Consider the following 25,088-nt stretch of genomic DNA (forward strand, 5'->3'; position numbering starts at 1 on the left):
AAGGGGCCGCCGCACAGGGGCATCGGGTCGAGATCGGCGGCTCGCTGTTCAGCGATGCGATGGGCGAGCCGGGCAGCTATGAGGGCACCTATATCGGCATGATCGACCATAATGTCACCACCATCGCCCGCGCGCTTGGGGCGTCGGTGCCTGCGGGCGGGATGAACGGCAAACTGGCCGGGGCAAGCTGATCCATGACCCTTGAACTCGCCAGCAGCCAAGAGACCGTCACCACCCGCGCCGACAGCCCTTTCGCGGTGCGCGGGCTGACCGTGTCCTATGGTCAGAAACCTGCCGTCTTCTCCGTGGATATGACCGTCGAGCCGGGCAAGATGACGGCAATCATCGGCCCCAATGGGGCGGGTAAATCCACCCTGCTCAAGGCCGCTTTGGGCATTCTGACGCCCTTGGCCGGGACGGTCACGGTCTATGGCAAACCCGTCGCAGACCAGCGTCACCGCATCGCCTATGTCCCGCAACGCGCCAGCGTCGATTGGGATTTCCCGACCCGGGTGATCGACGTGGTGCTGATGGGGCTTTACCCGCAGTTGGGTCTGCTGGGGCGCGTCCGCCCGGTGCATCGCGCCCGCGCCAATGATTGTCTGGCCCGCGTCGGTATGGAAGATTTCGCCACCCGCCAGATCGGTCAGCTTTCGGGCGGCCAGCAACAGCGGGTGTTTCTGGCCCGGGCGCTGGCGCAGGGGGCGGATCTCTACCTGCTGGATGAACCCTTTGCCGGGGTCGATGCGGCGACGGAAAAGGCGATCATCGCGGTGCTGAAATCCTTGCGCGACGCGGGCAAGACCGTCGTGGCGGTACATCACGATCTCTCCACCGTGCCGGAATATTTCGACAATGTCTTCCTGATCAACACCCACCGCGTCGCCGAAGGTCCGGTGGCCAAGGTGTTCAGCGCCAACCACCTGCAAAATGCCTATGGCGGACGTTTGGCGGGCGCGCAGATGGATGCGTTGCAACTGTCATGATCTGGGACGCGCTGTTTTTGCAATTGGGCTATAACGCGACGCTGGTCACGCTGGGCGCCACGCTGCTGGGCATGGCGGCCGGGGTGGGCGGCACCTTTCTTTTCCTGCGCAAACGTGCGCTGGTCAGCGATGCGATCTCCCATGCGACCCTGCCGGGTGTGGCGCTGGCTTTCATGGCGATGGTGGCGCTTGGCGGTGACGGGCGCAATCTGATCGGCCTGCTGTCGGGCGCGGCGCTGTCTGCCGCGGCGGGGTTGCTCTTGGTCTCATGGCTGAGCAACCGGACCCGGCTGGCCGAAGATGCCGCGATCGGCTCTGTGCTCTCGGTTTTCTTTGGGCTCGGCATTGTTCTGCTGACGGTCATCCAGACCATGAGCGCGGGGCGGCAGGCGGGGCTGGAGGATTTCCTGCTTGGCTCCACCGCCGGGATGCTGCGCAGCGACGCGCTGATCATCGCGGTCGCGGCGGCGCTGACCTTGGCGCTGGTGCTGCTGCTGCGCCGCCCGCTCACTTTGGCCTCCTTTGACCCTGAATATGGCACCGCCATCGGCCAGAATGTGCCACGCACCGATCTGGCGATGATGGGGCTGGTGCTGGCGGTGACGGTGGTGGGGCTCAAGATCGTCGGGCTGATCCTGATCGTCGCCCTGCTGATCATCCCGCCCGTGACCGCGCGGTTCTGGAGCGAGCGGACCGATCATGTGGTGCTGATCTCCGGCGCGCTTGGCGGCATCGCGGCCTATGTCGGCGCGGCGCTCTCGGCGGCAGAGCCGAACCTGCCGACCGGGCCGATCATCGTGCTGGTGGGCTTTGCGCTCTTTGCGCTGTCGCTCTTGCTGGCCCCCGGACGCGGCGCCTTGTCGGCGCTGCTGCGCCATCGGCGCTACCAGCGCCGGGTGCATCTGCGGCAAGGGCTGCTGGCGCTGGCCCATGGGCAGCCGATCTATGAACAGCGCACCCTGCGCCTGCTGCGGGCCGAAGGCTATGCGCTGCCCGATGGGGTGGCGACCAAGGCAGGCCGCGGCCGCGCCGCCAAGGCGCTGCGCGATGAGACCCGCTGGCAGCTTATCCGCCGCGATCCGGCCTATGAGGTGGCGGCGCAGCAATATGACGGTCTGACCCCGATCGAGACGGTCCTGACCGCCGACCAGATCCGCGAGATCGACAGCCGCATCGACATGCGCGGCGGGGTGATGGCATGAGCGGTTCGGAATTTGTCCCCCTGTCGCTGGTGCCAATGCTGACCGGCATTTTCGTGGCGGTGGCCTGCGCTTTGCCGGGCAATTTCCTCGTCCTGCGCCGTCAGGCGCTGATTGGGGATGCGATCAGCCATGTGGTGCTGCCGGGGATTGTGGTGGCGTTCCTGCTGACCGGTGTGGTGACAACCTGGCCGATGCTGCTGGGCGCGGCGGGGGCCTCGATCATCGCGGTGCTGGCGATCGAAGGCGTGCGCCGTCTGGGCAAGATCGAATCCGGTGCCGCCATGGGCGTGATCTTTACCGCGATGTTCGCCGGCGGCGTGCTGCTGCTGGAGCAATCGGACACCAGCAACGTGCATCTCGACGTCGAACACGCGCTCTATGGCAACCTTGAAAGCCTGATCTGGCTCGATGCGACCGGCTGGGGGTCGCTGCTCGACCCCGCCGCACTGGCGACGATCCCGGTGGAACTGCCGCGGATGGCGGTGACGCTGGTCCTGGTGGCGCTGTTTACGGCGCTCTTCTGGCGGCCGCTCAAGATCAGCACGTTTGACGAAGGCTTTGCCCGCACCATTGGCATGAAAACCGCGCCGCTCGGGCTTGGGCTGGTGATCGTCGCGGCAATCGCGGCGGTGGCGGCTTTCGACGCGGTGGGCAGTATCATCGTCATCGCCATGTTCATCTGCCCGCCTGCCGCCGCCCGGATGATGACCAATCGGTTGGAGCATCAAATCGCCTGGTCGGTGCTCTTTGCCACTTTGGCGGCGGTGCTGGGCTATGTGCTGGCGGGATATGGGCCGCTTTGGATCGGGCTGCGGGATTCGGTCTCGGCGGCGGGGATGATCGCCACGGTTTCGGGCGTTATCCTGGGCTTGGCAGCGCTTTTCGGCCCGCATCGCCACCGGGGCGCGGCGGCGCCCACCGCCTGAGCGAATCGTCGTGATTCGTTTTTTGCGCCGCTGATTCGTTTTTGTTTTGACCTGTGATTCGTGATGGCGCTATACAGGGGACAACCTCCCCCGGAGAATTGCTGTAACCGGGTCGCCCGCCGCTCTGATAAGACCGGGATAACAAAAGCACCAGTGCGCCGAGTAGCCGACCCAGAAGCGGATCGCCCCAGCATTTGGCGGCGGTCCGCTGACTTTCTGCGACGCCTCTGATAAGCGCCCGTCACGCCCCATTCGCATCTGGCAGAATCGGCGCGGCCCATGCTAGGTTTTGCGGTATGGCCAGCACGAACCCCAATATAAGCGAAACTCGCCCCGTCATCCGCCAATTGGATGATTCCGCGATCAACCGCATTGCCGCCGGCGAGGTGGTCGAACGTCCGGCTTCGGCGGTCAAGGAACTGGTCGAAAATGCCATCGACGCCGGCGCGCGGCGGATCACGGTGGAATATGCCGATGGCGGCAAGACGATGATCCGCGTGACCGACGATGGCTGCGGCATCGCGCCTGACGACCTGTCACTTGCGCTCTCACGCCATGCGACCTCGAAAATCGACGGGTCGGACCTGCTCGACATCCATACGTTCGGCTTTCGCGGCGAGGCGCTGCCCTCGCTCGGCGCGGTGGGGCGGCTCACGATCACCAGCCGGGCCTCGGGGCATGAGGGGGCCGAGATCACCGTCGACGGGGGCCGCATGGGCGAGGTGCGGCCCGCGGCGCTGAACAGCGGCACCATCGTCACCCTGCGCGATCTGTTCTTCGCCACGCCCGCGCGGCTCAAGTTCCTGCGCACCGACCGGGCCGAGGCGCAGGCGATTGGCGATGTCATCAAACGGCTCGCCATGGCCGAGCCCTTTGTGCGCTTCGTGCTGCGCGATGTTTCGGGCGACGGCAAGGGCCGCGACGTCTTCCGGGCCGAGGCCGAACAGGGCGATCTCTTTGAGGCGTTGCATGGCCGTCTGGCGCAGGTGCTGGGCCGCGAGTTCGCCGAGAATGCAATGCCCATTGATGCGATGCGCGAGGGGCTGCATCTGACCGGTTTCGCAGCCCTGCCGACCTATTCGCGGGGTTCAGCGGTGGCGCAATATCTCTTCGTCAATGGTCGCCCGGTGCGGGACAAGCTGCTGACCGGGGCGCTGCGCGGGGCCTATTTCGATTTCCTCAGCCGGGATCGCCACCCGGCGGCGGCGCTTTTCGTGGAATGCCCGCCGACGCTGGTCGATGTAAACGTGCATCCCGCGAAATCCGAGGTGCGGTTTCGCGATCCCGGTCTGGCGCGCGGGCTGATCGTCTCAGCCCTGCGCCACGCGCTGGCCGAGGCGGGGCATCGCGCGTCGACCACCGTGGCACAGGCGACCCTGGGCGCGATGCAGCCCGAACAGCAGGGCGCGCGGGTCTATCAGATGGACCGCGCCGGCATGGAGCGTCCCAGCCCCGCCGCGCGGGAGGCGGCCTATCAGGCGCAGGCGCCCGGCTTTGCCGAGACCGCAGGCGTCTGGGGCCGGGTGGAGGGCACGCCGCTGCCCGAGACCCCCGCGCCCAGCCATGCCGCCGCCCCCGAGGTCGAAGAGGCCGCGCCCGCATCCGACTACCCGCTCGGCACCGCGCGGGGGCAGGTGCATGAGAATTACATCATCGCCCAGACCGCCAATGGCATGGTCATCGTCGACCAACACGCCGCGCATGAGCGGCTGGTCTATGAAAAGCTCAAGCGTCAGATGAGCGAAAACGGCGTCGCGGCCCAAGCGCTGCTGATCCCCGAGATCGTCGAGCTTTCCGCCAATGATTGCGCGCGGCTGCTGGACCTTGCCGATGAGCTTGCCAAGCTTGGTCTCGGCATCGAAGCCTTCGGCGGCAGCGCCATCGCCGTGCGCGAGACGCCCGCGATCCTCGGCACCGTCAACGCCCGTGCGCTGATCCTCGACGTGCTGGACGAATTGGCCGAGGGCGAGAGCAGCAATATCGTGCAGGCCAAGATCGAAGCGATCCTGAGCCGCGTGGCCTGTCATGGCTCGATCCGCTCGGGCCGCTGGATGCGCGCCGAAGAGATGAACGCGCTTTTGCGCGAGATGGAGGCGACGCCGCATTCCGGCCAGTGCAACCACGGGCGGCCCACCTATGTCGAGCTTAAACTGGCGGACATCGAACGGCTTTTCGGGCGCACTTGATGGAGCTTGGCGGCGCGACTTTGACCCTGTCTGACCCTGTGACCCTCGCCGCGCTCGCGGGGGCGGGGCTGCTGTTTCTGATCGTCATCCTGCTCATCATGGCGGTGCGCGCGGCGGGCCGGTCGGCCCGGGTCGCCGCCCCTTTGGCGCAGCAGATGCGCGTGCTGGGCGGCCATGTGCAGCAGTTGGGGCAGGGGCAGGAGCAGCTGCGCGGCGGCTTGCAGATGGTCTCGGACACCCAGAACAACACCCAGGCGCAGATGATGCAGACGATGGAGGCGCGGCTCGCCTATGTGCAGCAGCAGATGCAGGACCGGCTCGCTGACAACGCCGCTCGCTCAGCGCGCTCGCTGGCCGAGATGCAGCAGCGCATGACCGAAACGCTGCATGGCTCGTCGAAACGCACCACCACCAGCCTGACGCAGTTGCAGGAACGCCTCGCCTCCATCGACAAGGCGCAGGACAATATCACCAAACTGTCGGGTGACGTGCTGTCGCTGCAGGACATCCTGAGCAACAAACAGACCCGCGGGTCTTTCGGGGAAATCCAACTGCGCGACATCGTGTCGAAAGCGCTGCCCTCGGACAGCTATTCCCTGCAAGCCACGCTCAGCAACGGCAAGCGGCCCGATTGTCTGATCCACCTGCCGAACCCGCCGGGGCCGATCGTGATCGACAGTAAATTCCCGCTGGAAGCCTATGAGGCCCTGCGCCGCGCCAAGACCGAAGCGGAGACCCGCGCCGCCGCACAGCAGATGAAGACCGCCGTGCGGGTGCATCTCAACGCCATCGCCGACAAATATATTCTGGAGGGCGAGACCGCCGAGGGGGCCTTGATGTTCCTGCCCTCGGAAGCCGTCTATGCCGAGCTGCATGCGAACTTTCCCGAACTGGTCCGCGAGGGGTTTGAGAAACGTGTCTGGATCGTCAGCCCGACCACCTGCATGGCCACGCTCAACACCATGCGCGCCATTCTGAAAGACGCGCGGATGCGCGAACAGGCGGGCGCGATCCGCAAGGAACTGGGCAATCTGAACAAGGATGTCGAGCGTCTGGCGACGCGGGTCGGCAACCTTGATCGGCATTTCACCCAGGCCCGCCGCGATGTGGAAGAGATCAAGGTCAGCAGCGAGAAAGCCGCCAAACGCGCGGGCCGTCTGCATAATTTCGACTTTGAAGAACTGGCCGAGGACAAAAGTGAAGCTATTGTTCCCCTAAGGACACCCGAAGGGAACGGCTAGATGAACGATGTGGACATTACCGGCATGACGCTGGAGGCGATGCAGACGCGGGCGGCGGCGCTGCGCAAGGATATCCTCCAGACGCCGGTGGTGCCGCTCTTCTCTCCGATGGTGAGCGAGGTGCTGGACGGGGCGCATCTGGCGCTCAAGCTGGAGTGTTTTCAGCATACCGGCACCTTCAAGGCACGCGGCGCGCTCTCGGTGGCGCGACAGCTTGATGATGACAGCCGCGGGCGCGGAATCACCGCGGCCAGCGCGGGCAACCACGCCATTGCCGCCGGTTGGGCCGCCGCGAAACTGGGCATCAGCGCCAAGGTCGTGATGCAGGACAATGCCAACCCCTTTCGCGTCGATCTCGCCCGTGCCACCGGGGCCGAGGTCATTATGAAACCGCCGGGGGCCGAGACCTTTGCCGAGGCGGAGCGGCTGGTGCGCGAAGAGGGGCGGTTTTTCATCCATCCCTTTGAGGGGCTGCACACCTCGCTTGGCACCGCAGGCGTCGGGCTGGAGCTGATGGGGCAGGTGGCCGATCTCGATGCGGTTGTGGTCTCGGTCGGCGGGGGCGGGCTGATCAGCGGCGTGGCCGCCGCGGTCAAGGCGATCAACCCCGCCTGCCGGGTGTACGGCGTGGAACCCGAAGGTGCTGACAGCATGTCGCAAAGCCTTGCCGCCGGGGCGCCGGTGACGATCGACAGGGTCGACACCATCGCCGACAGCCTTGGCCCGCCCATGGCGCTGCCCTTCGGCCATGCGCTCTGCGCGGTCTATGTCGATGACGTGGTGACCGTCAGCGATGACGCGATCTGCGCGGGCATGGTGGTGTTGCAACAGGCGGCGAAACTGGCGGTGGAACCTGCCGCCGGCGCTGCCATGGCCGGCGCGCTTGGACCCTTGCGCGCCCAGCTTTCCGGGCGCCGTGTGGGGGTGATTGTCTGCGGTGCGAATATCGACACCGGCAGCTATCTGACCCAGTTGGCGCGCGGACATTCGGCGTTGGATAGCCTGCTTTCCTAGCGATTTTCCCGCTTCTCTGATGCGCCCTTCCTGCGGCCTATTTCCTTTCAAAAAAAACTCACCGACCTCTGCAACTTTGGCCCCCCTGGGCCCGTGTGTGCTGCAGATTTTCTGACCTCGGACCCATGACAGGACGACGCCCCCTATGCCATTTGAAGCGATGAACGACAGGATCCCGCCCCGCAAAATCGCCGTGATCGGTGGCGGCATTTCCGGCATGGGGGCGGCGCATATGCTGGCGCCGACCGACCAGGTGACATTGTTCGAGGCTGGCGCGCAGATCGGCGGCCACGCACGTACCGTCATCGCGGGCAAGAATGGCGATCAGCCCGTCGATACCGGGTTCATCGTGTTCAATTACGCCAACTACCCGCATCTGGCCGCGCTCTTCAAAGAGCTGGACGTGCCGGTGGTGCCGTCGAACATGAGCTTTGGCGCCTCCATCGATGGCGGGCGGCTGGAATATGCGCTGACCAATTTCAACGCGGTCTTTGCGCAGCGGCGCAATATGTTCAGCCCGCCCTTCCTGCGGATGTTGCGCGACATCGTGCATTTCAACAAGAACGCGCTGGAGCTGTCCCGCGACTCCTCGCTGACCATTGCCGAATTCCTCGACCGGCTCGGCACGGGCCGCTATTTCCGCGATTTCTACCTGTCGCCGCTGTCGGGGGCGATCTGGTCCACGCCGACGGAAAGGATCATGGATTTCCCGGCCCATGCGATGGTGAATTTCTTTGAGAACCACGCGCTGTTGAACTATTCCGGGCAGCATCAATGGTATACGGTCAAGGGCGGGTCGCGGCAATATGTCGACCGGTTGGAGACGGCTTTGCAGGCGCAGGGTGTGGCGCTGCGGGTGAATACGCCGGTGCAGGCCGTGCGCCGCAGACCGCAGGGGGCCGAGGTGCGGGTCCGGGGCGGTGAATGGGAGGCCTTCGACGAGGTGATCTTTGCCACCCATTCCGATGACACGCTGGCGTTGCTGGCCGATCCGACCGAAGCCGAGCAGCGCGCCCTGGGCGCGATCCGCTATCAGCCGAATGACATCGTGCTGCACGCGGATGAAAGCATCATGCCCAAGCGCCGCTCGACATGGGCGTCATGGGTCTATACCGAGGACCGGCAGCAAAAGTCGGACCGGATCGACCTGACCTATTGGATGAATTCGCTTCAGCCGATCCCCGACAGCGATCCGCATTTCGTGACGCTGAACACCAAACGGAGGATTCGCGAGGAATTGATCTATGATCAAGTCACCCTGCGCCACCCGGTCTATGACCTTGGCGCGCTGGCCGCGCAGGAGGCGGTGCGGGCGTTCAATGGCGCTCATAACACATGGTTCTGCGGCGCATGGATGCGGCATGGGTTCCATGAGGACGGGTTGTCGAGCGCCGTTGACGTGGTGGAACGGCTGCGCAGCGCCAGATCCGCTTTGGCGGCGGAGTGACAGCACAGGTCGATCATATCCGGGGGCAGAGCTTTCACGGGCGCAAGGGCGCGGTGGAAAACCGGTTTCGCTATTCGGTCGACTATCTGCTCTGCGATGCCGAGGCGCGGGATCTTTCGACCCCCGCGCTCTTTGCGCGCAACGCGGCGGGGCTGACCAGCCTACATGACAAAGACCACGGCGGCGCGCCGGGGCAGGGGCGCGGGGCGGTCTGGGTGCGCGAGGTCTTGGCAGCGCATGGGATCGCGGGCGTGGCGCGGATCGAGCTTCTGACCCAGCCGCGCGTCTTGGGCTATGTGTTCAACCCGGTCAGCTTTTGGCTCTGTCGGCGCGCGGATGGGGCATTGGTCGCGGTGATTGCCGAGGTGACCAATACCTATGGCGATCGGCATTCCTACCTCTGTCACCACCCCGACCTGCGGCCCATTCGGCCTGAGGACCGGCTCAAGGCAGCCAAGCTGATGCATGTCTCGCCCTTTCAGGAGGTCGCGGGCGGCTATGTCTTTCGCTTTGATATCAGTGCCGAGCGCATTGGGGTCTGGATTGATTACAGCAATGGTGAGGATGGGGTGATCGCGACGCTGACCGGGCCGCGCATGCCACTGACCAATGGCCGCATCCTCTGGTCGCTGCTGCGCCGCCCCTTTGGCGCACGGCGGGTGATGGCGCTGATCCATTGGCAGGCGCTGAGGCTCTGGCTGAAACGCGCCGGTTTTCGCCCGCGGCCCGAAGCGCCCGAGACCGAAGTCTCGCGCGACAGCGCCCATGGTGCAGCGGACAGATGACCGCGCGGGCGCACCGTCTGCCGGCCTATGCGCTTTTTGCCGCGCTGCTGGCCGCGGCGGGCCTGCCGATCTATATCCACGCACCGAAATTCTATGTCGATGAATACGGCGTCTCGCTGGGCACCCTCGGCTCTGTGCTCTTTGGCCTGCGGTTGCTGGATGTGGTGCAAGACCCGGCGCTTGGCTGGCTGTCGCAGCGGCTGAGCGCCTGGCGCGGGGCAGCCGTTGCGACGGCGGCGGCGCTGATGGGGCTGGCGATGCTGGGGTTATTTGCCCTGCCTGCGCCGGTGGCGCCGGTGCTGTGGTTCGCGCTGATGCTGACGCTGGTGTTCTCTTGCTTCAGCTTTCTGACCATCTGTTTCTACGCGCAGGGCGTGGCCAAAGCCGAAGTGCTGCCGGGCGCGGGCCATCTGCGGCTGGCACGCTGGCGCGAGAGCGGGGCGCTGCTGGGCGTCTGTGCCGCTTCGGTGGCCCCCTTGTTGATCGGGCTTGTCTATGCCCGGCCCTTTGCGGGGTTCGCGCTGAGCTTTGCCCTGCTGGCCTTGGTCGCGGTGCTGGCGATGCGGCGCGAATGGGGCGCGGGGGCCATGCCGGCGGCGGCGGGCTTCGCCCTTGTGTTGCGCGACGCGCAGGCGCGGGGGCTCTTGCTGATTGCGCTGGTCAATGCCGCCCCGGTGGCCGTGACCTCGACCCTGTTTCTGTTCTATGTCGAATTGGTGCTGATGGCCCCGGGCTGGGAAGGGCCGCTCTTGCTGCTGTTTTTCCTCTCCGCCGCCGGGGCCGCGCCGCTTTGGGGGGTGCTGGCAGAGCGCTTTGGCGCGCGGCGGGTCTTGCTGGTGGCGATGAGCCTGGGCATCGTGACCTTCGCCGGGACCCTGCTGCTCGGGCCGGGGGATGTGGCGCTCTTTGCGCTGGTCTGTCTGGCCTCGGGCGCGGTGCTGGGGGCGGATCTGACGCTGCTGCCGGCGATGTTTGCCACCCGCATGGCCCGGATCGCCCCCTCGGCTGCCGAAGGATTTGGCCTTTGGTCCTTCGTGTCGAAATTCACCTTGGCCTTTGCCGCCATCGTTCTACTTCCGGCATTGGAAAGCGCGGGATTGCACAGCGCGGGCGAGGATAGTACCCCAAAGGCGATCACTTTGTTGATCTGGTTCTATGCTGGTGTACCCTGCGCCCTAAAATTGCTGGCCATCGCCCTGCTGGCCCGCGCGAAACACGTGGAGCGATCGTGACCGAACCGCTGATTTTTGTTCTGATAGGCCTTGGCCTAGGCGTTTTGCTCACCATTCTGCGCCGCCGCTTTGCGGAGTTTCACGGCCAGTCGCCCAGCGAATATATCGATGCCTTTCCGCAGTTCGACCTGCGGCTGCATCTGCGCAACAAGATGATCTGCGAAGGGGTGATCTTTGGCCCCCTGGGCCGGGTCACCAGCAGCTTTACCGCCGATTTCGACGTGGTCTGGGAGGACAATGTCGCAACGGTGACAGAGACGTTCCGCTACAATGACGGCTCCCGGCAGAACCGCGAATGGACCCTGACGCTGGGCGAGGACGGCCATTTTGATAGCACCGCGCCTGATGTCGTCGGTGTCGGCAAGGGCATCCAGGCCGGGCCGACCCTGCAGCTGCGCTACCGCATTCGCCTGCCAGAGGAGCTTGGCAGCCATGTGCTGAACACGGTGGACTGGATGTATCTGACCCCCGATGGAACCATCGTGAACCGCAGCCAGTTTCGTAAGTTCGGTGTAAAGGTGGCTGAATTGGTGGCCACGCTACGGCCTGAGGAGGAACGATGAAAGATTGGCAGGGGAAGAAATACTGGCTCATCGGCGCCAGTGATGGGCTAGGGGCTGCTTTGGCGCGTCAGTTGAGCCGTAGCGGTGTCGAGGTGATCCTGTCCGCGCGTTCAGAAGACAAGCTGGCGCAGCTCGCGGCAGATTTGCCTGGCCGGGCGCGGCATGTCGTCATGGATGTAACCGATGCGGCCAGCGTCGCCAAAGCCGTGGGTGAGGTGGGCGAGATCGACGGTATGGTCTATCTCGCCGGTGCCTATTGGCCCTTTGGCGCGAAGGAATGGGAAGCCGAACATGGGGTGACCATGGCGGAGGTAAACTTTACCGGGCTGATGCGCGTGTTGGGCCATGTGGTGCCCGATATGGTGGCGCGGGATCATGGGCATATCGTCATCACCTCCAGCCTGACCGCCTATCGTGGGTTGCCGGGCTCGATCGGCTATACGGCCTCCAAGGCGGCGACCCTGTCTTTGGCGGAATCCATGCATGCCGATCTGCGCAAGACCAATGTGCAGGTACAGGTCATCAATCCCGGCTTTATCAAGACCCAGCTGACCGACAAGAACGACTTCAAGATGCCCTTTATCATGGCGCCTGAAAAAGCCGCCCGGGACGTCTATGAACATATGAACGGCGACAGTTTTAAACGCGACTTTCCCTATGGGTTCTCGCTGCTGTTCCGCGCCGGGCGCTTCTTGCCGGACTGGCTCTATTACCGGCTGTTCCGCTGAGGTCAGACCTCTGCGACGTGGCGGATGAAAAGATCCTGCGCCCGCCGCCAGACCGGATCGTCATCCTGTGGCAAGGCGCGCAGCGTGGGCAGCAACTGGCCGGCAAAATCCTCTGAGCTTTCGCGCGGCAGCATCGAGGGCAGATTGTCGATCGCCATCACGTCAAGCGGCGGATCGTCATGGACGCGCAGGGCCGGGGCCTCCCATGTGGTGGCGCGGTCATAGACCTGCACCGGATTGAAGGCGCTGTCGGGGTCGCAGGCGATGTCTCCGATGACCCGCAGTGCACGGTCAGCCTCGGGGGCATCGGGGCGGACGAAGGCGGGCGTGTCTGCATTGGCCAGGATGCAGTTGAAGAAATAGGCATGGTCGAGGGTTTCGGGAAACGGCCCGCCATGCGCCGTCTCTGCCATGTCCCAGCCGGTCACGTCGATCTCCATCGCGGCGCATAAGTCAGCCGCCCCCCGGCCCACGCGGCCCAGGGCACCGATCACCAAAGCGCGGTCGCCGGTGGCCGCCACTTGGGCGAGCTCCTCGGCCAAGGCGGCCTTGAGCGCATCGGCATTCGGGTAGGGCTGCACCGGGCTGCAGATCTCACCGCGCAGCTGGGCGATGCGGCATTTCACGGCCACCGCCGCCCCGGCGAAACCGGCCCAATAGCCAAAGGCCGCGACGCGGCGCCCGGTATCATCGGTCAGATACTCCAGATCCAGAAGCGTGCCACCGCCCGCCTTGAACCGCTTGAGCAATGTCTGCCCTGACGCCTGCCCCTTATAGGCATGGCCAAACATGATGTGGCGATGGGTCAGCGGCGTGCCGTCTTCGGGCAATTCCTTCAGGCCAAAGATCACCGCATCGCGGGGCGCGTCGGGCCAGCTATGGGCGGGGACAATCTCGCAGCCGGCCTGCGCATAGGCGGCGGTGGGCAGCACGCGGCTGTCGCTCTCCTCGACGCTGACCTTCATCCCCGCCGCGATCAACTGTGCCGCGCCTTCGGGGGTCAGCCCGGTACGGGTCTCATTGGCGCGTTGCTCGGCCCGCAGCCACAGGTGGGTCATGCCAAAATCCCCTTCGCGCGCACGGCCTTTACACTGTCGCGCTTTTCCATCCGCTCGGCAAAAGCGTCGAGCCGGGGGAAGTCTGCGCGGGTCACCCCGTCGCCCGGCAGCCATGTGGAGACGACAAAGAGATAGGGATCGGCCAGCGAAAGCGCCTCCCCGGCCACGTAATCGCCCAGAAACCCATTGGCTTCGATATAGGCCGCACACTCGGCCATTGTCTGCGGCACTTTGGCCTTCATATCCTCTTGGCTCGATTGCTGATCGGCCCAGCGGTGGCCGCGCATCTTATGCGCATGGGCCACATGCATCGTGGAGGCGAGGTAATACATCACGCTGCGCATATGGGCTGCGCGCTCCGGGTCCGACGGGACCAGCCCGGCCTCGGGCGCGCGGGCGGCGATATAGTCCAGCAGCGCGCCGGTTTCTGTCAGCACCGTCCCGGCCTCGGTCACCAGAACCGGCACCCGGCCCTTGGGGTTGAGCGCGAGATAATCGGGCTTGCTCTGCGCGCCGCTGGCAAAATCAACCTTGATCGGCTCATAGGCCAGCCCCGCCTCTTCAAGCGCGAGCGCAACGGCCACCGCGATTGTTCCCGGCGCGTAATAGAGTTTCAACATGCTGTGGCCTTTTAATGAGATCAGATATGGGTTTGGGCGATGCGGCGTTCCGGCTTGTCGAGATGCGGCACGGCGTTGAACAACACCGGGGACCAATGGCCGCCGATGGGAAACAGCCGGTGCATCGAGGTGTGCATGATCGCCAGCGCGAGCCGCGCCATGGCGGGCACGCCCACCCCCATCGCCTGCGCCATCGCCATCGAGATCAGCCCGCCAGAGGTGACCACCAGCGCCGGGCCTTCGCCCTCGGCAATCTCGGCCAGCGCGGATTGCACGCGGGTCTCGAAGGATTCGTAGGTCTCGGGCGTGTCGGCCAGCTTGCCGGTTTTCCAATAGTCGAACACCTGCGGCAGGTGGTGGACAAACTCCCCCTCGCGGGGGAAGGGCACCTTGTGCTGCTGTTCCATCAGATTGGCGAGGGTGAAATACTCAAGCTCGTTCAGCCGCGCGTCGCGGATCGGTTCAAGCCCGGTGTTCATCGCCTCGGCGGTCTCGATATGGCGGGTCAGCGTGCCGGTATAGAGCCGCGTGTGATAGTTCTCACTGTGCCGCAGGTGATCGCCCAGCCACGCCGCCTGATCGTGACCAAGCGGGCTGAGCCGGTCATAGCTCAGCTCATCCTTGGCGGTGGAATTGGCTTGGCCGTGGCGGATTAGGGTGATGTGGGACATGCAACAACTTTCACTATTCGCCCCAGTGATAGGCCAGCTTGTCGGCCCATTCAAATGTAATGAGACGCACGGCGTTTCTTCTCCCCGTCATGTCGGGATTGGCCCCTGACATCCGCCCCATTTGCTTATAGGTTGACGCCAAGTTAGCGGGGGAGGCTGCGATGCGCGGGACAATCACTTTCACACTCGACGGGCAGACCGTGGAGGCCGAGGCCGGTATGACGATCTGGGAGGTCGCCCATGGCCGCGGGTTGAAGATCCCGCATCTGTGCCACAAGCCCGCCCCCGGCTACCGCCCCGACGGCAACTGCCGCGCCTGTATGGTCGAGATCGAAGGCGAGCGGGTCCTGGCCGCCTCCTGTATTCGCGAGCCGAGCGAGGGCATGGTCGTCACCACCGATAATGCGCGTGCCGAGGGGGCCCGCAAGATGGTGATGGAACTGCTGCTGGCCGACCAGCCCGCCGAAGAGGTGGCGCATGACAAATCCAGCCATATGCGCGAGATGGCCGCGCTGAGCGGTGTCGAGACCAGCCGTTTCCCCGCGCTGGAGCCAGACCGCATCCCGCTGTTGGACGACAGCCATGTCGCCATGCGGGTGAACCTTGACGCCTGTATCCAATGCAACCTTTGTGTGCGCGCCTGCCGCGAGGTGCAGGTCAATGACGTGATCGGCATGGCCGGGCGCGGCCATGATGCCTATCCGGTCTTCGACATCGACGATCCAATGGGTGCCTCTACCTGTGTGGCCTGCGGCGAATGTGTGCAGGCCTGCCCCACCGGCGCGCTGATGCCCGCCACGGTGCTGGATGCGGCGCAGGTGGGCGACAGCGCGGATTATGACCGCGAGGTCGACAGCATCTGCCCCTTCTGCGGCGTCGGCTGCCAGATTTCGCTCAAGGTGAAGGACAATAAGGTCAAATATGTCGAAGGCATCAACGGCCCCGCCAACGAAGGGCGGCTCTGCGTCAAGGGGCGTTTCGGCTTTGACTATATCCACCACGATCACCGGCTGACCAAACCGCTGATCCGGCGCGAGGATGCCCCCGCCAAGGGGCTGAACGTCGATCCGGGCAATTGGGGCGAGGTGTTCCGCGAGGCGACATGGGACGAGGCGCTGGATTTTGCCGCGCAGGGGCTCAAGGGCCGCGGGCGCGAGGTCGCGGGCTTTGGCAGTGCGAAATGCACCAATGAGGAAGCCTATCTCTTCCAGAAGATGATCCGGCAGGGTTTTGGCCATAACAACGTCGATCACTGCACGCGGCTCTGTCATGCCTCCTCGGTCGCGGCGCTGATGGAGAATGTCGGCTCCGGCGCCGTCACCGCCACCTTTAACGAAATCGAGAACGCCGATGTGGCGATCATCATCGGGGCCAACCCGGTGGAGAACCACCCGGTTGCGGCGACCTATTTCAAACAGTTTACCAAACGCGGCGGCAAGCTCATCGTGATGGACCCGCGCGGTGTCGGCCTGCGCCGCTTTGCATCGCATATGCTGCAATTCCGCCCCGGCACCGATGTGGCGATGCTCAATGCGATCATGCATGTGATCGTCGAAGAGGGGCTTTATGACGCGCAGTATATCGCGGCCTATACCGAGAATTGGGAGGCCGAGAAGGCGCATCTGAAGGATTTCTCGCCCGAGGCCATGGCCGCCGTCTGCGGCATCGAGGCCGAGGTGCTGCGCGACGTGGCGCGGACCTTTGCACGCGCGAAGGCGGGCATGATCTTCTGGGGCATGGGGGTCAGCCAGCACATCCACGGCACCGACAATTCGCGCTGTCTGATTTCCCTCGCGCTGATGACCGGCCATGTCGGCCGCCCCGGCACCGGGCTGCACCCGCTGCGCGGGCAGAACAACGTGCAGGGCGCCTCGGATGCCGGGCTGATCCCGATGTTCCTGCCGGATTATCAGCCGGTGGGCGATGACGGCGTGCGCTCGGCCTTTACCGAGGTCTGGGGCAGCGGTGATTTCAGTGCCGAGGCGGGGCTCACGGTGACCGAGATCATGGATGCGGTACATGCGGGCGACATCAAGGCGATGTATGTGCTGGGGGAAAACCCGGCCATGTCGGACCCTGACGTGGATCATGCGCGAGACGCGCTCGCGAAGCTCGACCATCTGGTGGTGCAGGACATTTTCCTGACCGAAACCGCGAATTACGCCGATGTGATCCTCCCCGCGAGTGCCTTTGCCGAAAAATCCGGCACCGTGACCAACACCAACCGTCAGGTCCAGATGGGCCGCGCCGCCGTGACACCGCCCGGGGACGCGCGTGAAGATTGGTGGATTGAGGTCGAATTGGCCAAGCGTCTGGGGTTGGACTGGTCTTACGAAAGCCCGGCGGAGGTTTTCGCCGAGATGAAGCAGAACATGGCCTCGCTCGACAATATCTCATGGGACCGTCTGGCGCGGGAGAATGCGGTGACCTACCCGTCGCTCAGCGACGACGACCCGGGGCAGGCGATTGTCTTTGGCGAGGGTTTCCCGCGGCCTGAAGGGCGGGCAAAGTTCACCCCTGCCGCGATCGTGGCACCAGATGATGTGCCCGATGACGACTACCCGATGATCCTGACCACCGGGCGGCAGTTGGAACATTGGCACACCGGCTCGATGACGCGGCGGTCCAAGGTGCTGGACGGGTTGGAGCCTGAGGCGAATTGCTCGCTGCACCCGTCGACCCTGCGCCGCTTGGGCGTGGCACCGGGCGAGAATGTGCGGCTTTCCACCAAACGCGGCAGTATCGAGATCATGGCGCGGGAAGACCGGGCCGTGGCGCCGGATATGGTTTTTCTGCCCTTCGCCTATGTCGAGGCGGCGGCGAATATCCTGACCAACCCGGCGGTTGATCCCTATGGCAAGATCCCCGAGTTCAAGTTCTCGGCGGTGAAGGTCGAGGCGGTCTCGGCCCCGGTTGCGGCGGAGTGACAGGCGGAAAAGGCGCGCCTGTGGGGCGCATGAATTGATGGGGGTGAGGGGCGCTGTCCCTCATCCCCACTGACGTATTTGGAACCAGAAAGAGAAAAGACATGAAGATTGACGGGGCGCGGTTTTTGAAAGACCTGCATGATTTGCGCGCGATTGGCGCGGCGGGCGTGGGCAAGGGCGTGGTGCGCCCGGCCTATTCCGAGGCGGATATCGAGGCGCGTCAGTGGCTTGCGAACCGGATGCGCGCGGCGGGGCTGCGGGTTGAGGTCGACGCGATGGGCAATGTTTTCGGGCTGGCCGAAGGGCCGTCGATCCTGATGGGCTCGCATTCTGACAGCCAGCCCGAGGGCGGCTGGCTTGACGGGGCCTTGGGCGTCATTGCGGCTTTGGAAGTGGCGCGGGCAGCGCAGGAGGCCGGCGGCCCGGCGGTGTCTGTTGTGTCCTTTCAGGATGAAGAGGGGCGCTTTGGCGTGACCACCGGCTCGGCGGTCTGGTCGGGGCAGTTGGATCAGGACGCGGCGGATGTGCTGACCGATAACGCCGGCCTGTCCCTGGCCGAGGCCCGGGCCGCGATGGGGGATATGGTCACCGGCCCGGTCGATCCAGACCAATTTACCGGCTATATCGAACTGCACATCGAACAGGGGCCGACGCTGGACAACAGCGGCGAGCAGATCGGCGTGGTCAGTGATATCGTTGGCATCCGCGACATGAAGATCACCTTTTCAGGCCAGCAGAACCACGCGGGCACGACGCCCATGCAGGTGCGGAAAGATGCGTTTCAGGCGGTGTCGGAGTTCAACACGCTGTTGAACGACCGGCTGCGGAATGTGGTGACGCCGAGCACGGTCTGGACCATCGGCCATGTCAGCCTGCATCCCAATGCCTCGTCGATCGTGCCGGGCAAAGCGCTGTTCTCCATGCAGTGGCGGGATGGCGACAGCGACCGTCTGGCGCGGATGGAGACGATCATTCGCGAGACCGCGGATGAGGTCGCAAAGTCCCGCGGGATGGACCTGTCCTATGGCACGCTTCTGGGGCTTGAGCCGGTGGCGATGGACGCGCGGCTGCGGGAGGCTTTGGCGCAGGGGGCCGAGGCGGTGGCGCCGGGCAAATGGCGCAAGATGCCCTCGGGGGCCTTGCATGACGCGACCAATGTGGCGCGTCTGATGCCGGTGGCGATGCTCTTCGTGCCATCGATCAACGGGATCAGCCATGCGTTTGAGGAAGACACGGGCGAGGATGATCTCGTGGCCGGGGTCGAGGTTCTGGCAAGAGCGGTGGCGGCGCTTTAAGCGTCGCCTAGTCCCAGACCACATCGCCCAGAAAAATATAGCCCGCACCGTAGATCGTTTTGATCAGCTGCGGGTTTTTCGGGTCTTCGCCCAGTTTCGTGCGCAGCCGCGAGATGCGCACGTCCATCGCCCGGTCAAAGCTTTCCGAGGCCACACCGCCGAGGCTCTCTTGCATCTGCGCGCGGCTGATCAGGCGTTTGGGCGCGTCGAGGAAGAGCCGCAGCACTTCGCCCTCGGCATGAGAGAAAGTGACTTCGGCGCCCTCGGCATTTTGCAGGACATAGCGGTCGAAATGCGCCGTCCAGCCGTTGAAACGCGCGGTGGTGCCGGCTTGCGGCGTCGGTTTGGCGCTGCGCAGACGGGCGCGGATGCGGGCCACGACCTCGGCCGGATCAAAGGGTTTGATAATGTAGTCATCCGCCCCCAGTTCCAGCCCGGTCACCCGGTCTTGGACCTGCGCGCGGCCCGAAATGATGATGACAATCGCCCCCTGTTCGAGCGCCAGCCTGTGCACCAGCGTCAGCCCGTCGGTGTCGGGCAGGCTGAGATCGACGAGGCAGACATCGGGCGTATGCGTGGCCAGCGCCGCTTCAAAGGCGCGGGCGCGGCCAAAGCTGAGCGTGTCAAACCCGGCTTCCTCCAATGTGTCGGACAGCATGCTGCGGATCTCTGGCTCATCATCGAGAATGGTCACCAGCGGGCGGGAATCTTGGGTCATGAGGCGGGGGCTTTCGACGGGGCGATGAGACGTTGCAGGTCTTCTTTGCCAAAGGGTTTGCGAAGCATCGGCGCGATGGTCTGGGCCTTGAGAAACAGCGGATCGTCGGCGGGCAGGGAGGTCATCAGCAAGACCGGCAGGCTGCGCCCCAGACGGTGGGCAAGGTCGATGCCGGTGCCTTCGCCACTCAGTTGGATGTCTGACAGCACCAGCGTGATATCGGGCAGATCGGCGATCAGGGCGGTGGCTTCATCCGCGCTGGTGGCTTCGATCACCGAATGGCCCAGATCCATCAGCATGTCGCGCACCACGGCGCGGATGTCTGTCGTGTCTTCCACCAGCAGCACCAGGCCGGTGGTGGCAGGGACAGCGGCGCGGTAGGGCAGGCGCAGGCTGATCCGCGCGCCGCCGTCGGGCGCGTTGCGCAGCCGCAGATCGCCGCCCGATGATTTGGTCATGTCATAAACCATCGACAGGCCCAGCCCCGAGCCTTCGCTGCCCTTGGTGGTGAAAAAGGGGTCGACCCCGCGTTCCAGCGCCGAAGCGGAGAAGCCGGGGCCGGTGTCCTCGACCACCCATTCGATCCAGATGTCATGCACCCGGCGCTGCGTCACGGTGATCTGCCCCGCCGCGCCGCAGGCGTCGCGCGCGTTAAGGATGAGGTTCAGCAAAGCGTCCTGCACCCGGCCCTTGTCGAGCAGCACCATCGCGTCGGGGGCGTCGTTCTGCACGATGAGCTTGCAGTTGGGCGGCAGGGTCGGGGCCGCGAGCGTGGCCAGCTCATTCAGCAGCCCCGCCAGATCGGTGGCGGTGGGACGCAGGGCGCGGGGCTCGGTCACATCGGCGATCGAGCTGAGCAGGTTGCCCCCGCGCCGTGCGGCGGCGAGCGTGCCTTCGACCAATTCGCTTGCTTGTGGCGAGAGGTCAGGCAGCCGGGCGAGTTTCGACTGCATGCCGAGGATGATGGTCAGCAGGTTCGAGAAATCATGCGCGAGGCCGGAAATCATCCGCGAGGCCAATTCGCGTTTCAGGGTCTGTTGCAGGGCGACCCGGGTCTGGGTTTCCTCGGTGATGTCCATCGACAGGATATAGACCCCGCCGCGCCCATCGGGGGTAAAGGCCCCCCGGATGCGGCGGGCCGAGGCGTCATGGGTGAATTCGACCACCGCCGGCTCGCCCGCATAGGCCTGGGTCAGCGCCGGTTTGATACGGGCATAGGCGGCCTCGCCCAGGGCCTCGCGCAGATGCAGCCCCATGATATTGCTGGGCCGTCCGGGCATCACGCTGCTGAGGCGGCGGTTGGAATAGATATAGCGGCCCGTCTCGTCCACATGGGCGATATGGGCGGGCATCATCTCGGTCGTGAGCCTTGTGCGGGCCTCGCTTTCGGTGACCTGCCTCTTGGCCTCTTCCAGCGCGGTGACCGTGGCTTCAAGCTGGCGGTTCGTGGCGGCGAGCTGCTCGGCATGGGACAGCACCTGATCGCTCAGCGCATCCGAACGGGCGCGCAGCAGGGCTTCCTGGCGCTTGGTATTGGTGATGTCGGTATAGACCGTGACCCAACCGCCCTGGGGCAGGGGGGAGCCTTCGACGCTGATGGTGCGGCCATTGGCGCGGCTGCGCTCCATGTAATGCGGCACGAAGGCGCGGGCCTGTTCGACGCGCTCGGCGACGAAAGCGTCGACATCCGTGACCTCGCCATATTCGCCGGTCTGGGCAAGATGGCGGATCGTGTCCTCGAAAGGCGCGCCGGGGGTCACCAGCGCATCTGGCAGGCCGAACATCGATTGAAAGGGCGCATTGCAGACCGCGAGGCGCAACTCGCTATCATAGATCGTGAGGGCCTGCGCGATCAGGTTCAGCCCGGCATGGGTCAGCGCTTTGGTCTGTTCATCCGTGATCTGCATCGCCTCTCCCCCCTGCTTAGGGCTAGCACCGTGCAGCGCAAAGGCAAAGAGCCGCCGGACATTCGCGCTTGACCTTCTTGCGCAGGAAGGGGGCAGAGGCAGGCGGCAATCTGGAACAAGGGCGAAACATGCAAAAGATGATTGGGATAGCGGCGCTGGCCGCGGCGGCAGGCGTGGCCGGGTATATCTGGTGGAGCAGCGCCGAGGATCAGGCCGTAGCGCCTGTGGCGGAAGGGGCCGCGATGGTTGCGGTGACCCCGCCAGAGACATTGAGCGATGCGGCGCAGCTGGGCGCGCGGGCCTTTGACGCGAAATGCTCGGCCTGCCATGGCACCAATGCCGCCGGGCGCGCGGGCATGGGCCCGCCACTTATTCACAAGGTCTATGAGCCCAGCCACCATGGCGACGGCGCCTTTATGGTCGCGGCCATCAACGGGGTGCGGCAGCACCATTGGTCCTTTGGCAATATGCCCCCGGTCGAAGGGATCACCCCGGCAGAAGTGAAATCGATCATCACCTATGTGCGCGAAGTGCAGCGCGCGAACGGGATAAACTAGGCCCATGGCGTCGGCGGCGAAGCCTGTAACAATTCGTTAGGATTGAGAAAAGATCAGGAAAAAGTTGACCTCCACAAGAAAGATAACGTCACTTGAGTGATCGAAGAATCGCACAAGCGATCGACCCCGCCGGGAGGGCGGGCATGGGAGGAAGACAATTTGGCTAAGCCGCTGACGCGTGCCGACGGACCTCAGTCCGTCCCGGCGCTGTTGCACCGCAACGCAAGTGAATTCGCAAACGCCCCCGCTTACCGGGAGAAGGAATACGGGATCTGGCAAAGCTGGACCTGGTCGCAGACCCGTGACGAGGTCGAGGCGCTGGCGCTCGGGTTTTTGGAACTGGGCCTCGACGAGGGCGATTTCGTCGCCGTCATTGGCCGCAACCGGCCCTACCTTTATTGGGCGATGATCGCGGCAGAGATGGCCGGGGCCGTGCCGGTGCCGCTCTACCAGGACGCCAATGCCGAAGAGATGGCCTATGTCATGGGCCATTGCGGCGCGCGCATCGCCGTGGTCGGCGATCAGGAGCAGGTCGACAAGATCATCGAAGTGCAGGATCAACTGCCCGACTTTGAGCGGATGATCTATCTCGACCCGCGCGGCCTGCGGAAATACGACCATTCCAAGCTCGACCAATATACCGCCGTGCAGGAGATGGGCCGCGCCAACCGCGAGAAACATATCGCCGAGCTGGAGGCCCGTCAGGCCAAGCTGGATTACGATTCCACCGGCGTGATGCTCTATACTTCGGGCACCACCGGCAAGCCCAAGGGTGTGGTGCTCTCGAACCGCAATATTATCGAGACGGCGAAATCTTCGTCCGAGTTCGACAACCTCAAGCGCACGGATGAAATTCTCGCCTATCTGCCGATGGCATGGGTGGGCGATTTCATCTTCTCCGTGGGTCAGGCGCTCTGGACCGGGTTTTGCACCAACTGCCCCGAAAGCGCCGAAACGATGCATGTCGACCTGCGCGAGATCGGGCCGACCTATTATTTTGCCCCGCCGCGTGTGTTCGAGACGCAGTTGACCAGCGTGATGATCCGCATGGAGGACGCGAGCCGCTTCAAGAAATGGCTCTTCGACAAGTTCATGGCCCATGCCCGCAAGGTCGGCCCCGCCATTCTGGACGGCAAGAAGGTCTCCGCCTGGGACCGCGCGAAATATGCGCTTGGCGAGCTGATGATCTATGGCCCGCTGAAGAACACGCTGGGGTTCAGCCGTGTGCGCGTGGGCTATACGGCGGGTGAGGCGATCGGGCCGGAGATTTTCGATTTCTACCGCTCGCTCGGCATTAACCTCAAGCAGCTCTATGGCCAGACCGAGGCGACGGTTTTCATCACCGCCCAGCCCGATGGCGAGGTGCGCAGCGATACCGTGGGCGTGACCTGCCCGGGCGTGGAGCTCAAGATCGCCGACAATGGCGAGGTTTTCTACCGCTCGCCCGGCGTCTTTGTGGAATATTACAAGAACCCCGAAAGCACCGCCGACACCAAGGATGCCGAAGGCTGGGTGGCCACCGGTGACGCGGGTTTCATTGAGGAAAGCTCGGGCCATCTGCGCATTATCGACCGCGCCAAGGACGTGGGCCAGATGGCCGATGGCAGCCTGTTTGCGCCGAAGTATGTGGAGAACAAGCTGAAGTTCTTCCCCAACATCCTCGAGGCCGTGGTCTTTGGCAACAAGCGCACCGAATGCACCGCCTTCATCAACATCGACCTCACGGCGGTGGGCAACTGGGCCGAGCGCAACAACATCGGCTACGCCTCTTACCAGGAACTGGCGCGGCATCCGCAGGTGATGGACACGATCCAGAGCCATGTGGAGGAGGTGAACCGTTCGGTCGCCGAGGATGAGATGCTTTCGGGCTGTCAGGTGCATCGCTTCGTCGTGCTGCATAAGGAGTTGGACGCCGACGACGGTGAGTTGACCCGCACCCGCAAGGTGCGCCGCAAGATCATCGAAGAGAAATACGCCGACATCATCACCGCGCTCTATGACGGTTCCGACAAGGTCAGCACCGAGACGGAAGTGACCTATGAGGATGGCCGCAAAGGCTCGATCAAGGCGACGCTCGAAATCCGCGCGGCCGCCGTGCAGCCGACCAGCCACAAGATGGCAGCGGAATGAGCGCGGCCAGTGCCGGGCAGGCGGGAATTATGGAAAGGGACAGCGTGAAAGATCAGGCTGACAGCTATGTCACCGACGACGGCCGCACCATCGGCCCGACGGTGATGGAGATGAAGAACATCACCCTGCGTTTCGGTGGTGTGGAGGCGATCAAGGACATCTCCTTTGACATCCGCGAGGGCGAAATCCGCGCGATCATCGGGCCGAACGGGGCGGGCAAGTCCTCGATGCTGAACGTGATCAGCGGCTTCTATGTCCCGCAGGAGGGCGAGGTCTGGTACAAGGGCGCGCGCCGCCCGGCGATGAAGCCCTATCAGGTGGCCCAGCAGGGCATCGCCCGGACCTTTCAGAACATCGCACTTTTCGAGGGCATGTCGGTGCTCGACAACGTGATGACGGGCCGGCTGACGCAGATGAAATCGGGGCTGCTGGCGCAGTCGCTCTGGAAGGGCAAGGCCGAGCGCGAGGAGATCGAGAACCGCGAGATCGCCGAGAAGGTCATCGACTTCCTGGAAATTCAGGCGATCCGTAAGACACCGGTGGCGCGGCTGCCCTACGGTCTGAAGAAACGCGTCGAACTGGCCCGCGCCTTGGCCGCCGAGCCGACGATCCTGCTGCTCGACGAGCCGATGGCGGGCATGAACGTCGAGGAAAAAGAGGACATGAGCCGCTTCATCCTCGACGTGAACGACGAATTTGGCACCACCATCGCGCTTATCGAGCATGACATGGGGGTGGTCATGGACCTATCCGACCGCGTCGTGGTGATGGATTACGGGCGCAAGATTGGTGACGGCTCGCCCGACGAGGTGCGCAACAATCAAGAGGTGATCGACGCCTATCTGGGGGTGGCCCATGACTGAGGCCCGTTTGATCACCCGCAATGACACTGCCG

At 64.4% G+C, this 25,088-nt stretch carries 21 protein-coding genes and 1 pseudogene; 17 read left to right on the plus strand and 5 right to left on the minus strand.

Annotated features, from left to right (window positions below; genetic code table 11):
- From AB4M76_RS00155 to AB4M76_RS00210, 12 genes and pseudogenes are all read left to right on the plus strand, one after another.
- Positions 1-191: pseudogene (locus AB4M76_RS00155) on the plus strand (manganese transporter); the annotation flags it as partial.
- A 3-nt stretch (positions 192-194) separates the two neighbouring features.
- On the plus strand, positions 195-986 hold the full coding sequence (locus AB4M76_RS00160) for a metal ABC transporter ATP-binding protein (protein ID WP_368439839.1): 792 nt from the start codon (positions 195-197) through the stop codon (positions 984-986).
- A complete protein-coding gene (locus AB4M76_RS00165; protein ID WP_368439840.1) occupies positions 983-2,188 on the plus strand; it encodes a metal ABC transporter permease in 1,206 nt (401 codons plus the stop codon). Before AB4M76_RS00160 ends, AB4M76_RS00165 begins: the two co-directional genes overlap by 4 nt.
- Positions 2,185-3,114: a metal ABC transporter permease gene (locus AB4M76_RS00170; protein WP_368439841.1), complete on the plus strand. Its 930-nt coding sequence runs from the start codon at positions 2,185-2,187 to the stop codon at positions 3,112-3,114. Before AB4M76_RS00165 ends, AB4M76_RS00170 begins: the two co-directional genes overlap by 4 nt.
- Before the next feature lie 296 nt (positions 3,115-3,410).
- Positions 3,411-5,300, plus strand: a complete 1,890-nt coding sequence (gene mutL, locus AB4M76_RS00175) for a DNA mismatch repair endonuclease MutL (protein ID WP_368439842.1) — start codon at positions 3,411-3,413, stop codon at positions 5,298-5,300.
- Positions 5,297-6,541, plus strand: coding sequence for a DNA recombination protein RmuC (locus AB4M76_RS00180; RefSeq protein ID WP_368439843.1), 1,245 nt, complete (start codon positions 5,297-5,299; stop codon positions 6,539-6,541). Before mutL ends, AB4M76_RS00180 begins: the two co-directional genes overlap by 4 nt.
- Entirely contained in the window at positions 6,542-7,555 is a 1,014-nt protein-coding gene (locus AB4M76_RS00185) for a pyridoxal-phosphate dependent enzyme (RefSeq protein ID WP_368439844.1), read from the plus strand. It begins immediately after the preceding gene.
- 145 nt (positions 7,556-7,700) lie between these two features.
- Positions 7,701-9,002, plus strand: a complete 1,302-nt coding sequence (locus tag AB4M76_RS00190) for an NAD(P)/FAD-dependent oxidoreductase (RefSeq protein ID WP_368439845.1) — start codon at positions 7,701-7,703, stop codon at positions 9,000-9,002.
- On the plus strand, positions 8,999-9,787 hold the full coding sequence (locus AB4M76_RS00195; protein ID WP_368439846.1) for a DUF1365 domain-containing protein: 789 nt from the start codon (positions 8,999-9,001) through the stop codon (positions 9,785-9,787). The genes AB4M76_RS00190 and AB4M76_RS00195 overlap by 4 nt, the downstream gene beginning before the upstream one ends.
- Positions 9,784-11,019: an MFS transporter gene (locus tag AB4M76_RS00200; RefSeq protein WP_368439847.1), complete on the plus strand. Its 1,236-nt coding sequence runs from the start codon at positions 9,784-9,786 to the stop codon at positions 11,017-11,019. The genes AB4M76_RS00195 and AB4M76_RS00200 overlap by 4 nt, the downstream gene beginning before the upstream one ends.
- Positions 11,016-11,582 (plus strand): DUF3833 family protein, encoded by a 567-nt coding sequence (locus AB4M76_RS00205; protein WP_368439848.1) that lies wholly within the window; start codon positions 11,016-11,018, stop codon positions 11,580-11,582. The genes AB4M76_RS00200 and AB4M76_RS00205 overlap by 4 nt, the downstream gene beginning before the upstream one ends.
- A complete protein-coding gene (locus tag AB4M76_RS00210) occupies positions 11,579-12,310 on the plus strand; it encodes an SDR family NAD(P)-dependent oxidoreductase (protein WP_368439849.1) in 732 nt (243 codons plus the stop codon). Before AB4M76_RS00205 ends, AB4M76_RS00210 begins: the two co-directional genes overlap by 4 nt.
- Positions 12,311-12,312: 2 nt before the next feature.
- Here AB4M76_RS00210 and AB4M76_RS00215 read toward each other — a convergent pair whose 3' ends face one another.
- Genes AB4M76_RS00215 through AB4M76_RS00225 form a run of 3 tightly spaced genes read right to left on the minus strand, consistent with a single transcriptional unit; the run spans position 12,313 to position 14,659 of the window.
- Positions 12,313-13,368 carry a saccharopine dehydrogenase gene (locus AB4M76_RS00215; RefSeq protein WP_368439850.1) on the minus strand — a complete coding sequence of 352 codons (1,056 nt, stop codon included), beginning with the start codon at positions 13,366-13,368 and terminating at the stop codon, positions 12,313-12,315.
- Complete coding sequence (locus AB4M76_RS00220) at positions 13,365-13,988, minus strand: glutathione S-transferase family protein (protein ID WP_368439851.1); 624 nt, start codon at positions 13,986-13,988, stop codon at positions 13,365-13,367. Before AB4M76_RS00220 ends, AB4M76_RS00215 begins: the two co-directional genes overlap by 4 nt.
- A 20-nt stretch (positions 13,989-14,008) precedes the next feature.
- Positions 14,009-14,659 carry a histidine phosphatase family protein gene (locus AB4M76_RS00225; RefSeq protein ID WP_368439853.1) on the minus strand — a complete coding sequence of 217 codons (651 nt, stop codon included), beginning with the start codon at positions 14,657-14,659 and terminating at the stop codon, positions 14,009-14,011.
- 161 nt (positions 14,660-14,820) lie between these two features.
- On the opposite strand from AB4M76_RS00225, the gene fdhF reads away from it, so the two are divergent.
- Together fdhF and AB4M76_RS00235 are read left to right on the plus strand one after the other, a co-directional pair.
- Positions 14,821-17,586, plus strand: a complete 2,766-nt coding sequence (gene fdhF, locus AB4M76_RS00230; RefSeq protein WP_368439854.1) for a formate dehydrogenase subunit alpha — start codon at positions 14,821-14,823, stop codon at positions 17,584-17,586.
- A gap of 101 nt (positions 17,587-17,687) precedes the next feature.
- Positions 17,688-18,881, plus strand: a complete 1,194-nt coding sequence (locus AB4M76_RS00235) for a Zn-dependent hydrolase (protein ID WP_368439855.1) — start codon at positions 17,688-17,690, stop codon at positions 18,879-18,881.
- 7 nt (positions 18,882-18,888) lie between these two features.
- Here the strand turns inward: AB4M76_RS00235 and AB4M76_RS00240 are convergent, their stop codons facing one another.
- The gene (locus AB4M76_RS00240; protein WP_368439856.1) at positions 18,889-19,599 is read right to left on the minus strand and encodes a response regulator transcription factor; all 711 of its coding nucleotides are present in this window, start codon (positions 19,597-19,599) and stop codon (positions 18,889-18,891) included.
- The gene (locus AB4M76_RS00245) at positions 19,596-21,506 is read right to left on the minus strand and encodes a PAS-domain containing protein (protein ID WP_368439857.1); all 1,911 of its coding nucleotides are present in this window, start codon (positions 21,504-21,506) and stop codon (positions 19,596-19,598) included. Before AB4M76_RS00245 ends, AB4M76_RS00240 begins: the two co-directional genes overlap by 4 nt.
- 128 nt (positions 21,507-21,634) lie before the next feature.
- Here AB4M76_RS00245 and AB4M76_RS00250 point away from each other — a divergent pair, with 128 nt between their 5' ends.
- The 3 genes from AB4M76_RS00250 to AB4M76_RS00260 all read left to right on the plus strand — a co-directional run bounded on the left by AB4M76_RS00250 (position 21,635) and on the right by AB4M76_RS00260 (position 25,056).
- Positions 21,635-22,063, plus strand: coding sequence for a cytochrome c (locus AB4M76_RS00250; protein WP_368439858.1), 429 nt, complete (start codon positions 21,635-21,637; stop codon positions 22,061-22,063).
- A gap of 159 nt (positions 22,064-22,222) precedes the next feature.
- Positions 22,223-24,193 (plus strand): AMP-binding protein, encoded by a 1,971-nt coding sequence (locus tag AB4M76_RS00255; RefSeq protein ID WP_368439859.1) that lies wholly within the window; start codon positions 22,223-22,225, stop codon positions 24,191-24,193.
- Positions 24,194-24,237: 44 nt separating this feature from the next.
- On the plus strand, positions 24,238-25,056 hold the full coding sequence (locus tag AB4M76_RS00260) for an ABC transporter ATP-binding protein (protein WP_368440002.1): 819 nt from the start codon (positions 24,238-24,240) through the stop codon (positions 25,054-25,056).
- The last annotated feature ends 32 nt before the right edge of the window (positions 25,057-25,088 follow it).

Source organism: Sulfitobacter sp. PS-8MA (assembly GCF_040933935.1).
Taxonomy (GTDB): Bacteria; Pseudomonadota; Alphaproteobacteria; order Rhodobacterales; family Rhodobacteraceae; genus Sulfitobacter.

Excerpts from the sequence above, each read along its gene's own strand:
- AB4M76_RS00235 (WP_368439855.1), top strand. The coding sequence starts at position 17,688 with ATGAAGATTGACGGGGCGCGGTTTTTGAAAGACCTGCATGATTTGCGC.
- AB4M76_RS00245 (WP_368439857.1), bottom strand. The coding sequence starts at position 21,506 with ATGCAGATCACGGATGAACAGACCAAAGCGCTGACCCATGCCGGGCTG.
- AB4M76_RS00240 (WP_368439856.1), bottom strand. The coding sequence starts at position 19,599 with ATGACCCAAGATTCCCGCCCGCTGGTGACCATTCTCGATGATGAGCCA.
- fdhF (WP_368439854.1), top strand. The coding sequence starts at position 14,821 with ATGCGCGGGACAATCACTTTCACACTCGACGGGCAGACCGTGGAGGCC.
- AB4M76_RS00210 (WP_368439849.1), top strand. The coding sequence starts at position 11,579 with ATGAAAGATTGGCAGGGGAAGAAATACTGGCTCATCGGCGCCAGTGAT.
- AB4M76_RS00185 (WP_368439844.1), top strand. The coding sequence starts at position 6,542 with ATGAACGATGTGGACATTACCGGCATGACGCTGGAGGCGATGCAGACG.
- AB4M76_RS00160 (WP_368439839.1), top strand. The coding sequence starts at position 195 with ATGACCCTTGAACTCGCCAGCAGCCAAGAGACCGTCACCACCCGCGCC.
- AB4M76_RS00225 (WP_368439853.1), bottom strand. The coding sequence starts at position 14,659 with ATGTCCCACATCACCCTAATCCGCCACGGCCAAGCCAATTCCACCGCC.
- AB4M76_RS00215 (WP_368439850.1), bottom strand. The coding sequence starts at position 13,368 with ATGACCCACCTGTGGCTGCGGGCCGAGCAACGCGCCAATGAGACCCGT.
- AB4M76_RS00220 (WP_368439851.1), bottom strand. The coding sequence starts at position 13,988 with ATGTTGAAACTCTATTACGCGCCGGGAACAATCGCGGTGGCCGTTGCG.
- mutL (WP_368439842.1), top strand. The coding sequence starts at position 3,411 with ATGGCCAGCACGAACCCCAATATAAGCGAAACTCGCCCCGTCATCCGC.
- AB4M76_RS00190 (WP_368439845.1), top strand. The coding sequence starts at position 7,701 with ATGCCATTTGAAGCGATGAACGACAGGATCCCGCCCCGCAAAATCGCC.
- AB4M76_RS00165 (WP_368439840.1), top strand. The coding sequence starts at position 983 with ATGATCTGGGACGCGCTGTTTTTGCAATTGGGCTATAACGCGACGCTG.
- AB4M76_RS00200 (WP_368439847.1), top strand. The coding sequence starts at position 9,784 with ATGACCGCGCGGGCGCACCGTCTGCCGGCCTATGCGCTTTTTGCCGCG.
- AB4M76_RS00250 (WP_368439858.1), top strand. The coding sequence starts at position 21,635 with ATGCAAAAGATGATTGGGATAGCGGCGCTGGCCGCGGCGGCAGGCGTG.
- AB4M76_RS00170 (WP_368439841.1), top strand. The coding sequence starts at position 2,185 with ATGAGCGGTTCGGAATTTGTCCCCCTGTCGCTGGTGCCAATGCTGACC.